This window comes from Dyadobacter alkalitolerans DSM 23607 (assembly GCF_000428845.1).
GTDB lineage: Bacteria > Bacteroidota > Bacteroidia > Cytophagales > Spirosomataceae > Dyadobacter > Dyadobacter alkalitolerans.
Map to the genome: position 1 here is coordinate 44,097 of NZ_AUAS01000013.1, position 14,838 is coordinate 58,934.

The 14,838-nt window shown below is 42.9% G+C and carries 15 protein-coding genes; all 15 read left to right on the forward strand.

All coding sequences use genetic code 11. The features are described from left to right. Positions 1-27: 27 nt before the first annotated feature. The 15 genes from nrfD (at position 28) to G395_RS0120400 (ending at position 14,835) form a co-directional block, all read left to right on the forward strand. Positions 28-1,461 carry an NrfD/PsrC family molybdoenzyme membrane anchor subunit gene (gene nrfD / locus G395_RS0120330; RefSeq protein ID WP_026631755.1) on the forward strand — a complete coding sequence of 478 codons (1,434 nt, stop codon included), beginning with the start codon at positions 28-30 and terminating at the stop codon, positions 1,459-1,461. Between the two features lie 34 nt (positions 1,462-1,495). Next, entirely contained in the window at positions 1,496-2,026 is a 531-nt protein-coding gene (locus G395_RS0120335) for a DUF3341 domain-containing protein (protein ID WP_026631756.1), read from the forward strand. Next, on the forward strand, positions 2,026-2,649 hold the full coding sequence (locus tag G395_RS0120340) for a c-type cytochrome (protein WP_026631757.1): 624 nt from the start codon (positions 2,026-2,028) through the stop codon (positions 2,647-2,649). The genes G395_RS0120335 and G395_RS0120340 overlap by 1 nt, the downstream gene beginning before the upstream one ends. A gap of 33 nt (positions 2,650-2,682) precedes the next feature. Next, entirely contained in the window at positions 2,683-4,035 is a 1,353-nt protein-coding gene (locus G395_RS0120345) for a hypothetical protein (protein ID WP_026631758.1), read from the forward strand. 22 nt (positions 4,036-4,057) lie between these two features. Next, positions 4,058-5,164, forward strand: a complete 1,107-nt coding sequence (locus G395_RS0120350) for a cytochrome c oxidase subunit II (RefSeq protein WP_026631759.1) — start codon at positions 4,058-4,060, stop codon at positions 5,162-5,164. A 28-nt stretch (positions 5,165-5,192) separates the two neighbouring features. Further along, the gene (locus G395_RS0120355; RefSeq protein ID WP_051350275.1) at positions 5,193-7,073 is read left to right on the forward strand and encodes a cytochrome c oxidase subunit I; all 1,881 of its coding nucleotides are present in this window, start codon (positions 5,193-5,195) and stop codon (positions 7,071-7,073) included. Then, positions 7,051-8,076: a COX15/CtaA family protein gene (locus G395_RS0120360; RefSeq protein WP_035361826.1), complete on the forward strand. Its 1,026-nt coding sequence runs from the start codon at positions 7,051-7,053 to the stop codon at positions 8,074-8,076. The genes G395_RS0120355 and G395_RS0120360 overlap by 23 nt, the downstream gene beginning before the upstream one ends. A gap of 18 nt (positions 8,077-8,094) precedes the next feature. Continuing rightward, positions 8,095-8,988, forward strand: a complete 894-nt coding sequence (gene cyoE / locus G395_RS0120365) for a heme o synthase (protein WP_026631762.1) — start codon at positions 8,095-8,097, stop codon at positions 8,986-8,988. Positions 8,989-9,007: 19 nt separating this feature from the next. Next, entirely contained in the window at positions 9,008-9,595 is a 588-nt protein-coding gene (locus tag G395_RS0120370) for a cytochrome c oxidase subunit 3 (protein WP_026631763.1), read from the forward strand. 10 nt (positions 9,596-9,605) lie between these two features. Next, a complete protein-coding gene (locus G395_RS0120375) occupies positions 9,606-10,376 on the forward strand; it encodes a cytochrome c oxidase subunit 3 (RefSeq protein ID WP_026631764.1) in 771 nt (256 codons plus the stop codon). A gap of 29 nt (positions 10,377-10,405) precedes the next feature. Further along, positions 10,406-10,735, forward strand: a complete 330-nt coding sequence (locus tag G395_RS0120380; RefSeq protein WP_026631765.1) for a cytochrome C oxidase subunit IV family protein — start codon at positions 10,406-10,408, stop codon at positions 10,733-10,735. A 9-nt stretch (positions 10,736-10,744) separates the two neighbouring features. After that, the gene (locus tag G395_RS0120385) at positions 10,745-11,368 is read left to right on the forward strand and encodes a hypothetical protein (protein WP_026631766.1); all 624 of its coding nucleotides are present in this window, start codon (positions 10,745-10,747) and stop codon (positions 11,366-11,368) included. A 2-nt stretch (positions 11,369-11,370) separates the two neighbouring features. Next, complete coding sequence (locus G395_RS0120390; RefSeq protein WP_026631767.1) at positions 11,371-11,910, forward strand: DUF420 domain-containing protein; 540 nt, start codon at positions 11,371-11,373, stop codon at positions 11,908-11,910. Continuing rightward, positions 11,907-12,188: a CAMCR motif-containing small membrane protein gene (locus G395_RS0120395; protein ID WP_026631768.1), complete on the forward strand. Its 282-nt coding sequence runs from the start codon at positions 11,907-11,909 to the stop codon at positions 12,186-12,188. Before G395_RS0120390 ends, G395_RS0120395 begins: the two co-directional genes overlap by 4 nt. A 130-nt stretch (positions 12,189-12,318) precedes the next feature. Further along, a complete protein-coding gene (locus G395_RS0120400) occupies positions 12,319-14,835 on the forward strand; it encodes a glycosyl hydrolase (RefSeq protein WP_035361843.1) in 2,517 nt (838 codons plus the stop codon). The last annotated feature ends 3 nt before the right edge of the window (positions 14,836-14,838 follow it).

Genomic DNA, 14,838 nt, shown 5'->3' on the forward strand with positions numbered 1-14,838 from the left:
GATTAAATCATTATAAATTATAGTAGTATGCATGTTACTTCACCTGTAAGAGAACCGCTGATTCAAGGTGGGAAAACGTACGCAGACGTAACGGAAGACATATGTCGGCATGTTGAAGGAGCCCCAACCAAGGAATGGAAAATTGCTTTTGGGCTTTCTCTGATTGTGTTGGCTTATGGATCGGTTTGTCTTGCATGGACTTGGTGGGAAGGGCTTGGCGTATGGGGTCTTAACAAGACAGTTGGCTGGGCATGGGATATCACTAACTTCGTTTGGTGGGTTGGTATCGGTCACGCCGGAACGCTGATCTCTGCGATCTTGCTTTTGTTCCGTCAGAAATGGAGAACATCTATCAACCGTGCAGCAGAAGCGATGACAATTTTCGCGGTTATCTGCGCAGCATCATTTATCCTGATGCACATGGGCCGTCCCTGGATGGCATACTGGGCGCTTCCGCTTCCAAACGCATTCGGATCTCTTTGGGTTAACTTCAACTCGCCGCTGGTTTGGGACGTGTTTGCGATCAGTACATATTTCTCAGTTTCATTGGTGTTCTGGTATATTGGTCTTATTCCTGACCTAGCTACAATCCGCGACCGTGCAACAAGTAAAGTGTCTCGTTTAATGTACGGAACATTCGCAATGGGATGGGACGGATCAGCAAAAACATGGGCCCGTTATGAATACATCAGCTTAATTCTTGCCGGTCTTTCTACACCACTTGTACTATCAGTTCACACGATTGTGAGTATGGACTTTGCAACGTCGGTTATTCCAGGATGGCATACAACTATTTTTCCTCCATACTTCGTTGCGGGTGCAATTTTCTCCGGGTTTGCAATGGTGCAAAACCTGATGCTGATCACAAGGGTTGTTTACAAGCTTGAAGATTACATTACCCTTGAGCACATTGAAACAATGAACAAGGTTATCACATTGACCGGTTCTGTGGTTGGTGTGGCATACATTACCGAGTTCTTTATTGCTTGGTACTCAGGTGTTGAATACGAATATTATGCATTCTTCAACCGTATGACAGGTCCTTACTGGTGGGCATACTGGGCGATGATGACCTGTAACGTAATCTCTCCACAACTTTTCTGGTCGAGAAAACTACGTAGAAGCATCACCTTTACATTCTTCATTTCAGTAGTTGTAAACATTGGTATGTGGTTCGAGCGTTTTGTAATCATTGTTACGTCACTGCACCGTGACTACATTCCTTCTAGCTGGGCAATGTTCTCGCCTACACGCTATGATATCGGTGACTACATCTTCTCATTCGGTTTGTTCTTTACTCTATTCCTATTGTTCTCCAAATATTTGCCGGTGATCAATATGGCGGAAGTTAAGGCAGTGATTCGTTCTACATCTGCTAATCTGCCTACCAAAATTGCTGGTGTGGCGAAGGTGAGACAGCGTGGTACAGCTGAACCGGCTTTTGATAAGGACAAAGAATAATTAGACTGACAGGTATTTTAATATAAGTATTGATATGGCAGAATTATCTGGTAAATATTTGGTCGGAGTTTACGACGATGACGATACTGTTCTTCATGCAGTGCCAAAGCTCAGAAAAGCAGGAGTAAAAATAAAAGAAGTGTATTCTCCATTTCCGATTCACGGATTGGACGAAGCATTGGGTCACCCAAGAACAAGAATCGGGATTGCCGCATTCATGTTTGGTGTAACAGGATGCTGCGTTGCATTAACGCTGATGATCTGGACGATGGGAATTGACTGGCCGATGATTGTCGGTGGTAAGGATCCTATTTCAATTCCTAATTACATTCCGATCACATTTGAGCTTACTGTTCTATTCACAGCTTTTGGAATGGTTACAACATTCTTTATTTCAAATGGCCTGGGACCCGGTACGCATTTCCATCCAAGATTTGATTTGCGCTCAACAGATAACAAGTTTGTAATGGCGATTGATCTGGGAAGAAATTCAATGTCAGAAGATGAAATTTCACGAGCATTGAAAGACAGCGGAGCAGAAGAAGTCAACATTAAGCAATTTTAATGGAGTTTGAGAAAATGAAATTTAAAAATTTATATAAATATCTGTTAGTTGCTGCTGTAATCCTTACTGCTGCGGCTGGTTGCACAAGGGATCCTAATGATCCTGGTAAAGAGTATGCACCAAATATGTACTTACCTGTTGGTTATGAACCATACAAACAGGAAAAGGCGAACCCTATTAACCCAATGGGTCTGACGATGAGATTACCTGTGGCCGGAACGGTTGCAAGACGTAATTATCAGACCTCCTTCGGTGAAGCGGATTCTGTAAGTACAGATCTGATGGTTTACAACATTCCTGCTGACAGCATTTCCATTTCGGAGCGTGTGTTGAAAAACCCTATTCCATTAAACGAAAATACTTTGGCAGAAGGGAAAGTGCTTTATGACAGATATTGCCAGCATTGCCATGGCGCAACAGGAGCCGGAGACGGAAAAGTTGCAGCGATGTATAAAGGGGTTCCCAACTATGCAAGCGACGCCTACAAAAATCTAAATGAGGGTCACATTTTCCACGTCATTACACATGGAAAAGCACGTATGTGGCCACATGGATCTCAGATCAATCCTGAGGAGCGTTGGAAGATTGTACATTATGTACAAAAATTGCAGAAGGGAGCTTAATTAGTTTTTGATAACAGAGAAATAAAATATATAATGGCATCAGCACATTCGATTCCTTCTATTGAAGAACGGTTTGAATTTACATCGGGGGCTAAAAGAAATTTAATTATTGGTGGTGGCATCGGCATTGCGCTAGTTGCATTAGGTGCTTTCCTGGCAGCTAATGGTGGCGGACACGAAGCCGTAGCACATGGTGCAGAAGCGGCTGCCGCAGTTGGACATGAGGCAGCAGAACATGGTGCTGCGGGACATGAAGCTGCTGCTGCAACGGGACATCACGAGGCCGGCTTGATGACTCGCATCTGGGCTAACCTTTGGGTAAATGGTGTTTATTTCACTGGTATGGCCGTTGTGGGAATGTTCTTTATTTCTTACAATTATCTGGCGCAAGCGGGATGGTCTGCAGTATTCAAAAGAGTTCCTGAGGCATTACCCGCATTTTTGCCGTTTACGGGGATTGTGATGCTGATCACATTTTTCTTTGGAGGTCACGATTTATTTCACTGGACTCATGAAGGACTTTACGAAGTAGGCGGACCTGAATATGATCCGATTATAGCTGGAAAAAGAGGCTTTCTGAATACACCGTTTTTCGTTTTCAGACTTGTATTTTATTTCGCTGTATGGTATTGGTTGTGGCGTGTGATCCGTAATTTGTCTTTGAAGGAAGATGAAATAGGCGGAACTGAATTTTACGAAAAATCGATTCGTTTCGGGACTGCGTTCCTTGTCGTATTTGGTGTTACTTCTTCGACTTCCGCATGGGACTTTGTTATGTCTATTGACACGCACTGGTTCAGCACAATGTTTGGATGGTATACGCTTGCTAGCTGGCACGTAGCTGGCCTTGCAGTAATCACTCTGGTTATTGTAATGCTAAGAGAACGTGGATATTTACGAGCAGTGAATTCAAGTCACCTTAGAGACTTAGGGAAATTCGTGTTTGCATTCAGTATCTTCTGGACTTATGTGTGGTTTGCGCAATTCCTTTTGATTTACTACGCAAACTTACCGGAAGAAACGATTTACTTTTTGGAGCGTTTTAGAGGTCACGGTGGGTTTTTCAAGGCGCCATTCTTCATCACGTTGTTCCTGAATTTCTTCTTCCCATTCCTTGTCTTGATGACGCGTGATGCGAAGTATACACATTCAATTCTTAAAGTGGCTTGCTGGAGTGTGATCATTGGGCATTATATGGATTTTTATACCAACATAATGCCGGGTACGCTTGGGGCAAGTGCAGGTTTCGGTCCGTTGGAATGGGGATTCTTCCTTGTCTTTATATGTGCGTTTGGTTATTCAATTGCAAGTCAGTTAGAAAAGGCAAACTTGATACCAAGGAATCATCCTATGTTGGAGGAATCATTGCATCACGATATAGCCTAATTGCAAAACCCAGTTTATTATCATGAATATTATTATCGCATTAGTTGCTCTTGTTTTTCTGGTTCTCACAGGCGTTGTGATATCCAGGCTTCAAAATGTTCTTAAAAATGTAAATAAAATCGATTCGCCTGATGCGGAGCCGTCGGGTAATAAATGGAATGGTGCCATGTTTATTGTAATCCTCATTATCGGGGCTATTGCGATTACTTGGTCTTATCTTCATGCCCGTGAGTTCTTTCTGCCTGAGGCATCTTCGATTCACGGAAGAAGAACAGACGACCTGTTTTGGTTTTCAATGGGTATTTTAACGATTCCTTTCATCATTGTTAACTTCCTCATCTTCTTTTTTGCCTGGAAATATCAGCATAAGAAAAATCACCGTGCATCCTTTTATCCTGATAACCACCGGCTTGAACTTATCTGGACTATCGTTCCGGCTATTGTAATGGCACTTTTGGTATTTACAGGTTGGAAAGCATGGTCGGATATAACTTCTGATGCACCGAGAGATGCGGAAGTTATTGAGATCACAGGTAAGCAGTTCAACTGGATTGCCCGCTATGCAGGGATGAGCGACAATAAACTGGGAGATTATAACTACAAATTGATCGATTCTCAAAATGAAGTTGGTATAGATCTTTCTGATGAGAATTCTTTTGATGATTTTACCAATCCTAGTGAAATGCACATTCCGGTAAATCGCCCCGTGTTGCTTAAAATACGCGCCAGGGATGTTTTGCACAGTGTATTTATCCCTCACATGCGTGTGAAAATGGATGCTGTTCCAGGTATGCCGACTAAATTCTGGTTCGTGGCGGACAAGACAACAGCCGATATGCGCGCTGAAACGGGCAATGCTAATTTTGATTACGAAATTGCATGTACTGAGGTTTGCGGACAGGGACACTTTTCAATGAAAATGCGATTGATAGTTGAAGACGAAGCGTCTTATAAGAAATGGTGTGCTGAGCAAGCTACTTTCCTTCAAACTTATCCTGAGTATCTTGCGAAAGTGCCAGAGAATTTGAAAGCGAAGGCGATGAAATATGTGCCAGCCGAAGCGGCAACTCCTGCTGATAGTTCAGCAACTTCCACAGGAGGAGCAGGAACAAGTACAAGTCTACGCTAATTTGTTAATTTAAATACATTAAAAGTATATGTCAGCTATTGAAGGATTGGAAACAGCTCATCACCACGAAACTGAGCATGAACACCACCATGAAGCACAAAACTTTTGGCAGAAATATATATTTTGTGAAGACCACAAAGTTATAGCGAAGCAATATTTGATCACCGGGATTTTGTGGGCGGTGATCGGGATTTCCATGTCGGTGATTTTCCGTATTCAATTGGGTTTGCCGGACTCTAATCTTTCCTGGCTAAAACCTGTGTTGGGCGGATGGATCAGTGATGCTGGTAAATTGGATCCCAATTTCTACCTCGCCTTGGTTACAATGCACGGAACCATTATGGTATTCTTTGTATTGACTGCCGGCTTGAGCGGAACATTCAGTAACTTCTTGATTCCTTTGCAGATCGGCGCACGCGATATGGCGTCTGGTTTCATGAACATGTTGTCTTACTGGTTTTTCTTCCTAGCCAGCGTTATCATGTTTGCATCATTGTTCTTGCAAGCAGGGCCAGCAGCAGGTGGTTGGGTGATTTATCCACCATTGAGCGCATTACCTCAGGCACACCCAGGCTCTGGAATGGGTATGACGCTTTGGTTGGCTAGTATGGCATTTTTCATTGTATCTCAGCTTTTGGGCGGGATCAACTACATTACTACAGTTATTAACTTGCGTACAAGAGGAATGTCGTTCGACCGTCTTCCGCTAACAATCTGGTCTTTCCTTATCACAGCAGTTTTGGGTCTGATTTCTTTCCCTGTTCTTTTGTCATCTGTACTGCTTCTGATTTTCGACCGTCACTTCGGTACAAGCTTTTATCTTTCAGATATTTATATCAATGGTGAAGCGCTTCCTAATGTAGGTGGTAGCCCGATCTTGTTCCAGCATTTGTTCTGGTTCCTGGGTCACCCTGAGGTTTACATTGTACTATTGCCAGGACTTGGTATCACTTCCGAAGTTATTGCAACCAATGCACGTAAGCCGATTTTCGGTTACCGTGCGATGATCGCATCCATGTTGGGTATCGCGTTTCTTGCATTTATCGTGTGGGCTCACCATATGTTTGTAACAGGTATGAATCCATTCCTTGGATCCGTATTTATGTTCCTTACATTGATTATTGCGGTTCCATCTGCTGTGAAAGGCTTTAACTACATTACAACACTTTGGAAGGGAAACATTGTTTTTACACCTGGAATGCTGTTCTCGATCGGTCTTGTTTCGTTGTTCGTATCTGGTGGTTTGACGGGGATTATCCTTGGAAACAGTGCGCTTGACATTCAGCTACATGATACTTACTTTGTTGTAGCCCACTTCCACCTTGTAATGGGAGCTGCATCTGCCTTCGGACTTTTCGCAGGGGTTTATCACTGGTTCCCTAAAATGTTCGGTAGAATGATGAATACGACATTGGGTCAGATTCACTTCTGGTTGACATTCATTGGTATTTATCTTGTATTTATTCCAATGCACTATGTGGGTATCGCAGGTTTCCCCCGCAGATACTACCAGTTCACCAGCTACGACTTTACGCATAAGTTTATGGACATGAACATGTTCATATCTATCGCGGCGATCCTCTCATTCCTTGCACAGTTCATCTTCCTATGGAACTTCTTTTACAGCATTTTCAAAGGTAAGAGAGCCCCACAAAATCCATGGAGATCAAACACATTGGAATGGACTACACCAATTAATCCTGGTCACGGAAACTGGGTTGGAGAGATCCCGGCAGTTTACCGCTGGTCTTATGATTACAGCAAGCCTGGCGCTAAGGAAGATTTCATCCCACAAAATGTACCATATTCTCAAACACTGGAATCCAACTTCCCGCATGAGAATGAACTGATAGCCACAGAAAAGGCGATTGAGTCACAAAATTATAATGACCAGTTCAACGCACATTGATATCAAGGCCAACCGGCGATTTCGTCGGTTGGCCTTGAATACTGTCATTGTACTCTATTTTCTTATTATAGCGGGTGGGGTAGTGAGGAGCACGGGTGCTGGAATGGGTTGCCCGGATTGGCCACGTTGCTTCGGACGATGGGTTCCACCGACTGAAATTTCGCAATTACCGGCCAACTACAAGGAAATTTATGGCGCTAAGCTAAAAGGAGAGATTGAATTTAATCCGGTTAAGACCTGGATTGAGTACCTGAACAGACTTTTAGGCGCTTTCACAGGGGTAATGATCTTCCTCACACTATTAGCCTCCATACCTTTCCTTAAATCGGGAAACAAGCGAATCTTCTATTACAGTTTGTCAGCGTTCATTCTGGTAGGTTTTCAGGGGTGGCTAGGTGCCAAAGTTGTGTCCTTTGAATTGCTGCCAGTGGTTGTAACGCTCCATATGCTGTTAGCCATTGTGATCGTATTTCTGCTCTTGTTTCTCTACACCTGGTCGGCTTATGCTGGCAACATTTTACAGTTGAAAGAGTCAAGTAAGAAGGCAATCGGAGGGATTGGCGTAGTGGTGATTACGTTGTCATTGATTCAAATCTTGCTTGGAACTCAGGTGCGGGAGGCAATTGATGAGGTCGTTCATAGGTTAGGTTATCAGGCGAGAAGCCAATGGATTGATGAGTTGGGTTTGAATTTTTATATACACCGGTCCTTTTCAATTTTTCTTTTTGTTGTAAACCTTTATTGGATCAACAAAATTTTAAAAGCAGAAGGCGGGTATTCGATAGCAGGAAGGATTGCAATTGCTTGCTTTTGTATATTGATAATTGAAATTGCCACGGGTATTTTGATGGCTTATTTTGGAGTGCCAGCATTTGCCCAGCCATTGCACCTTACATTTGCAATATTATTGATCGGCCTTCAATTTGTGATCTGGCTTGTCGTAAATGGAAATAAGTATTTAAAGTATTCGTCAGATATTTGTCTGGAAAAGAGTACGATTTAGAAACAAATAGTTGTAGTAATGATATCAGCTGAGGGAAGCTTAGGAGGCGTAGGGAAGTTAAGAGAGAGGATAGGCGTTTTATTTGAGTTGCTAAAATTCAGGCTGGCTTCGCTGATCGCGTTTTCTGGCGCTATGGGTTACTGCCTGGGTGCGAAGGAAGTTGAAACAGGAAAATTGGTGCTTTTCATCATTGCATCAATCGGAATCACCGGAGCAGCAAACATTATCAATCAGATTCTCGAAAAGGACTTTGATAAATTAATGAAGCGGACTGCCAACCGACCGCTGCCTAGTGGGCGCATTACGGTAGATCAGGCAATCATCTGGGCGGTTTTTCTGGGAATTACTTCTCTGGCGATTTTCGTGCTGGTATTTAATCTTAGCACAGGTTTAATTTCTCTTTTGTCGCTGGTGCTGTATGGTTTTGTTTACACACCATTAAAAAGGGTTGGTCCGATAGCGGTTTTTGTCGGAGCTTTTCCGGGGGCATTTCCTCCGATGATCGGCTGGGTTGCAGCGACAAATCATTTCGGCTTAGAACCGGGAATCTTGTTCGCGATTCAGTTCTTCTGGCAATTTCCGCACTTTTGGGCGATTGCCTGGGTGCTTGATGAGGATTATAAAAGAGCAGGGTTTAAATTGCTTCCTGCCAACGGCCTGAAGGACGTTAATACGACATTGCAAATAATGATTTACACGGTGTTCCTGTTACCGATTGGCTGGCTGCCTTACGAATTGGGCATGACGGGGATCAATTCGGCTTTTGTTGCAACCGTGTTCGGCGTTTTGTTCCTTGCTCAGACGTTCCATTTGATGCGCACTTGCACTGATAAAACGGCAAAGCAATTGATGTTCGGATCGTTTATATATTTGCCAATTGTGCAGATCGCGTTTTTGTTGGATAAATTGTGAAAATGAAAAATCAGTGAAAATGGAAAGTGTTCAGCAGTATAAAGTAGATAAAGAACCGCAGGAAACATTGGCTATGGACCCAATGAAATTCATTCTGTGGCTGTTTTTGGTTAGTATTATCATGTTATTTGCTTCTCAATCAAGTGCTTATTTGGTGAGAAGAGCCGAGGGGAACTGGTTGGAATTCTCAATGCCACCGATTTTCTGGTATAGCACAGGCGTTCTTTTAATGAGCAGCGCAGCTATGCAATGGGCGTTTTATTCGGCAAAAAAAGATCAGTTCAAACAATTGAAAATAGCAATTTCTATTACTTTTGTACTTGGTCTGGCGTTCCTTTGGATGCAATTTGAAGGATGGAAACAGCTGGTTGCCATGAATGTTTATTTCGTTGGAAATCCGTCTGGTTCGTTTTTTTATGTGTTCACAGGATTACACGGTTTTCACATCATTAGCGGATTAATCGTGTTGCTTTATTCCTTGACAGCCGCGTTCAAGTTGAAAGTGCACGCAAAGAATTTGAGACGCATTCAGATCTGTGCCACTTACTGGCATTTTCTAGATTTACTTTGGTTATACCTTTTTGTTTTTTTATTGACTTTTAATTAATACTTTTTCAATGGCTGCAAATGTAACAACACCTGGCGCGGTAGAACCCAAAATGTGGATGGGGGGAATTGAGCCTATGAGAGCTAGTTATGGTAAACTGATGATGTGGTTTTTCCTTATCTCGGATACCTTTACTTTCTCAGCCCTGCTCGTTGCCTACGGTACAGCAAGGTTCGCCTTTCCGGCATACTCCGGAAACGTGGATGACTTTACATTTTCAAACATGTATTGGCCGATTCCAGAGAAGGTTTACGAGGCGGTGCCTTTCCTTCACGGAATTTCTCTTCCCCTGGTCTTTGTAGGGATCATGACATTCATCCTGATCGCGAGTAGCGTGACGATGGTTCTTGCAGTAGAAGCAGGTCACCGTATGGACCGTGCCAATGTTGAAAAATATATGCTTTGGACTATCCTTGGCGGATTTACTTTTCTGGGTTGCCAGGCTTGGGAATGGGCTCACTTTATCCATGGAACGGATACAGGAAGTGTAATGAAAGTGATCGAGAATGGAGCTTGGGTCGAAAAGACAATATTCGGGGCAAACCTCACGGAAAACCAGTATGGCCCGCCTGCATTTGCTGACTTCTTTTTCTTTATTACAGGTTTCCACGGAACGCACGTATTTAGTGGTGTGATCCTGAACATTTTGATCTTCTTCCGTACCGCCACAGGTTTTTATGATAAAAGAGGAAGCTACGAAATGGTCGAGAAAGTTGGACTTTACTGGCACTTTGTAGACTTGGTGTGGGTATTCGTATTTACATTCTTTTATCTGGTTTAAATCATCCAATAATATTAATTCCTAATCAAATGTCGGAAGTACACCATATTCATAACCAGGATCCAAACGCAGGTGCTGAGCAACGCAAAGCAATCTGGAAAACCTTTTGGATTCTCCTTATCCTGACTGCCGTAGAGTTCCTTATCGCATTCACGGTCCCTCACGGAATATTGAAGGTTACCATTTTCATCGTGATGACGATTGTTAAAGCGTTCTATATCGTGGGTGAATTCATGCACTTAAAGCATGAAACAAAGTCACTGATCTGGTCGATCCTGGTTCCCGTTATCTTTGTAGCCTGGTTAATTTTGGCGCTTATGTTAGAAGGTAATGCGATTTTTGAAGCCATATTCGATTAAATAATACGCATGAAGAATTTTCCCAAGGCCGGATTACTGATCGTAACATTAGTAATACCGGCTTTGATTTTTGTACTCCTCAGACTTTTTGCAACCAATCATTATGATCTTCCTTACTTTAACCCGGAGATTAATAGTGAGGGAAAGGTGGCAATAGCAAATGGAGATACGGTTTTTCGCAAGCAGTCAGTGGTGCAACTGTCATCGGGAAGTTATCATATTGCAAACCAAATTACGGTAATCAGTTTTTTACCAAAAAATTGCCCGGATACTTGCAAGCTTGTGCTGTCGAATCTGAAAAGGATCTTTGATATGCGGAGCGAGACCAATAACCTCACTATTAAAACGCTTACCGAAGATAGTTTATCCGCTTCCTCAACCTATCCAAGTGAGTTAGGTAAGGAAGGATGGGAGACTTGGAAAGCTTCAATAAAGGACGCCGAACGTTTATTGGAGTTGCCATCTTCGCAAGATACTCCTGAACTTTATCCGATCGAAAGCAGGTTAATGTTGATAGATAGCAGAGGCTACACAAGAGGTTACTACAATGGAGTGGATCCCGAGGAGATTGATCGCCTAATGGCGGAAATAAAGATTTTAAATTACGAGAATAAAGCAAGTGCTGACAAATAGTTATGGCTTCATTAGTATTAGAAAAGAAACCCAAATACGAACGCATTATTAACATTCTCGCCATTGTAATCCCGATTGCAGTTGCGGCGTTATTAGGCATTCGGCAGAAAGTTGAGTTAGGAGCGTGGACGAAGGTTTTGCCTCATGTTATCGGGGTGATCAATACGCTGACGGCGGTGTTTTTGATTGCAGGATTTTATTTTGTCAAAAACAATAACATTAGTGCGCACCGTAAAGCCATGACAGGTGCATTCTTGTTGGGCGCTGTATTTTTGGTTTGTTATATTTTATATCACATTTCAAATCAATCCACGCCTTTTGGTGGCGAAGGAGTTGTGCGGCCGATCTATTACTTTTTATTGATTTCGCACATCACATTGTCTATTGTAGTCGTTTGGTTTGTGTTGCGTGCCGTGTATTTTGGTTATACTAATCAAATTATTGAACACAGAAAGGCTGTGAAATGGGCTTTTCCTATCTGGCTTTACGTGAGTATCAGTGGCGTTGTGGTTTACCTGATGATTAGTCCTTATTATGTATGAAAAACTTTAAGATCATATTCGGTTTTGTAATGCTGTTTGTGCTCTCAGGCGTCGATACCTGGGCGCAATGTGCCATGTGCCGCGGTTCTGTGGAAAGTTCTATGGGAAATGGCAGGAACAATGTAGGGGTTGGGCTTAACACCGGCATTATGTTTCTATTTGTGATGCCTTACTTGTTGGTTGGGGTAATTGGTTACCTATGGTATCGCAATAGCAAAAAGAATTTACAGGAACGCCAGTTCATCGCTTCGCGTGTGAAGCAGGCTTATCAAGGTTAAAACTGAGAACAGAAATCGGCAAAGCGAAGCGATAAGCTTCGCTTTTTTTTATGTCCAAATGAATATATAAATAATGTGGTCAAAAGGCGTAGAAAGATTTTTTCATGCCTTTATTGAGAAACTCGGAATTATGCGACGGATACTTTTTCTTCTCCTGCTTTTTAATTGCACATTAGTTAATGCTCAGATCATTTCGACTTCAAAACCCTGGACTTTCTGGTGGTGGATGGGCAGCGCGGTGAACGAGAAGAACATTACGGCTCAATTGGAATACTTTCAAAAATCAGGAGTAGGCGGCGTACACATTATCCCAATTTATCAGGTGAAGGGTTACGAATCACAATCCGTTCCGTTTTTGACGCCAAAATGGCTGGATCTGATGCAGTATACAGTGCGCGAAGGCAAGCGGCTAGGATTGGGTGTCGATATGACGACTGGAACCGGCTGGCCATTTGGTGGTCCCAATGTTTCGCCGGAGCTCGGGGCAAAGCAAATGATGGTTAAAAATGGAGCTATCGTCATTGAACCCACAAAACAAAAAGTAAAACGTGCGGCGCCAGGTGGAGAAGGACTGGTCCTCGATCCGTTTCATGCGACGGCAATGCCACGCTATCTTACAAGGTTCGATTCTGCGTTTGCCGATAGAAAAGATCTGCCGCGCTCCATGTATAATGATTCCTATGAGGCATATGGAGCTAACTGGACCGACGATTTTTTGCAGGAATTTAAAAAAAGACGCGGTTATGAAGTGGGTGAAAATTTGGCTTTACTGACTGATTCAATTGGAAAAGCCGGCTCAGATCTTGTCCGGATCGACTATCATCAAACATTATCGGAGTTATTGAGAGAGCGTTATGCCAAGCCCTGGACCGATTGGAGCACAAAGCACGGTTTTCTGACCAGATATCAGGCGCACGGTTCGCCCGGAAACCTGCTCGACTTGTACGACACCGCTGATATTCCGGAAACTGAATCTTTTGGAACGAGTCGTTTTTCAATTCCCGGTTTACGCATTGATCCTGATTATTCCATCGACCAGTTTGGGACACCCGATCCTTTGGCAATGAAATTTGCCTCATCGGCAGCGCATTTTTCTGGTAAAAAGCTTGTCAGTTCCGAAACCGGAACATGGCTTGCAAACCATTTCAAAGTTTCGCTGTCGCAGGTCAAGCCGCAAATTGATGAACTTTTCACGGCTGGCATTAATCACATCTTTTATCACGGAAGCACTTATTCACCTGCTCAGGAGCCATTTCCAGGCTGGTTATTCTACGCTTCCACGAACTTCGGATCGACTTCACATTTCGCTGAACACTTTCCCCTGCTAAATAAATACGTACAGCGCTGCCAGGAGCTGCTTCAAAACAGCAAATCGGACAATGATGTGCTCGTGTATTTTCCAATACATGACCTTTGGGCAACCAAAGCGAAGTCGTCCGGCAATGTGCATTTACTGGAAGTGCATCATGTGGATCGCTGGTTGCTGGACCTGCCTTTTGGTAAGCTTGCACAGCAACTTTGGAAAAAGGGTTTTGGATTTGACTACGTTTCGGATTTGCAATTGAGCCGTTTAAACCTTGATAGCAATGGTAATCTTCCCAGCGGAGACGCAGTTTATAAATCCATAATCATTCCCGAAAGCACCTATATGCCCGGCGAAACATTAAAAGAATTACAACGACTCGCCAAGAATGGAGCAAAGATCATATTTCAAAACCACATGCCGGAAAAAGCAACTGGTTACGGTGTCGAGACTGAAAGGCAAAACAGCTTCGAGAATGGGTTAGTAATGCTAAAAAAAGAAAAGAATGTCCGCATTTCGAATGATTTTGAAAAAGAATTGGTGGCAAGCGGAGCACTTAGGGAATCATTCGCAGAAAATGGCTTGACATTTATCCGTAAAAAAACACAAGACAACAAACGACTTTACTTTGTCAGTAACTTGGCTGATCAGTTTAAGGAAGGTTGGATTAAGGTTAGCAATGTCGGCGGGTTTGAAAAATTTGATGCACTGGATGAAAATGCTACCTGGAAGCCGGTCCCGCGAAATGGAGATGCGATTTATTTAAGGCTTTTGCCAGGACAATCATGTTTTTTAAGAGAAACAGTAAAAAATACAGGCACAGAGAAAATGAACATTGCGGATAAGCAATTTGAGATAAAAGGTAATTGGAATTTAAAATTTCTAAAAGGCCGGCCTTCGATCCCAGCCTCCGCCAATCTGAACGAACTCAAAACCTGGACGAGTTTGCCTGATTCAGCAGTATACTTTTCAGGAACAGCCAGATACGAGATTCGTTTCGATTGTCCTGACAATCTGATGAAGAGTGACGCTAAAATCTTGGACCTTGGTGATGTTAGAGAAGTGGCCACCGTAAAACTGAATGGTAAGCCCATAGGAACAGCTTGGAGCATTCCTTTTCAATTAGGTTTTACAGATAAGCTTAAATCAAAAGATAATGTGCTTGAAATTGAGGTTACCAATCTTTCAGCCAACTATATGCGCCTGAGAGACACGCAAAAGCCCGATTGGAAAAAATTTCATGAGATTAACATTGTCGATATCACTTACAAAAAGTTTGACGCTACAAAATGGGAGCCCATGCCATCGGGTTTGCTGGGACCAGTGAAAATCCTTTTCCGCTAAATG

Bases quoted from the DNA above. Each gene is read 5' to 3' on its own strand.
- G395_RS0120390 (WP_026631767.1), top strand. From the start codon at position 11,371: ATGGCTTCATTAGTATTAGAAAAGAAACCCAAATACGAACGCATTATT.
- G395_RS0120380 (WP_026631765.1), top strand. From the start codon at position 10,406: ATGTCGGAAGTACACCATATTCATAACCAGGATCCAAACGCAGGTGCT.
- G395_RS0120335 (WP_026631756.1), top strand. From the start codon at position 1,496: ATGGCAGAATTATCTGGTAAATATTTGGTCGGAGTTTACGACGATGAC.
- G395_RS0120345 (WP_026631758.1), top strand. From the start codon at position 2,683: ATGGCATCAGCACATTCGATTCCTTCTATTGAAGAACGGTTTGAATTT.
- G395_RS0120350 (WP_026631759.1), top strand. From the start codon at position 4,058: ATGAATATTATTATCGCATTAGTTGCTCTTGTTTTTCTGGTTCTCACA.
- G395_RS0120360 (WP_035361826.1), top strand. From the start codon at position 7,051: ATGACCAGTTCAACGCACATTGATATCAAGGCCAACCGGCGATTTCGT.
- G395_RS0120385 (WP_026631766.1), top strand. From the start codon at position 10,745: ATGAAGAATTTTCCCAAGGCCGGATTACTGATCGTAACATTAGTAATA.
- G395_RS0120400 (WP_035361843.1), top strand. From the start codon at position 12,319: ATGCGACGGATACTTTTTCTTCTCCTGCTTTTTAATTGCACATTAGTT.
- G395_RS0120355 (WP_051350275.1), top strand. From the start codon at position 5,193: ATGTCAGCTATTGAAGGATTGGAAACAGCTCATCACCACGAAACTGAG.
- G395_RS0120340 (WP_026631757.1), top strand. From the start codon at position 2,026: ATGGAGTTTGAGAAAATGAAATTTAAAAATTTATATAAATATCTGTTA.
- G395_RS0120370 (WP_026631763.1), top strand. From the start codon at position 9,008: ATGGAAAGTGTTCAGCAGTATAAAGTAGATAAAGAACCGCAGGAAACA.
- nrfD (WP_026631755.1), top strand. From the start codon at position 28: ATGCATGTTACTTCACCTGTAAGAGAACCGCTGATTCAAGGTGGGAAA.
- G395_RS0120375 (WP_026631764.1), top strand. From the start codon at position 9,606: ATGGCTGCAAATGTAACAACACCTGGCGCGGTAGAACCCAAAATGTGG.
- G395_RS0120395 (WP_026631768.1), top strand. From the start codon at position 11,907: ATGAAAAACTTTAAGATCATATTCGGTTTTGTAATGCTGTTTGTGCTC.
- cyoE (WP_026631762.1), top strand. From the start codon at position 8,095: ATGATATCAGCTGAGGGAAGCTTAGGAGGCGTAGGGAAGTTAAGAGAG.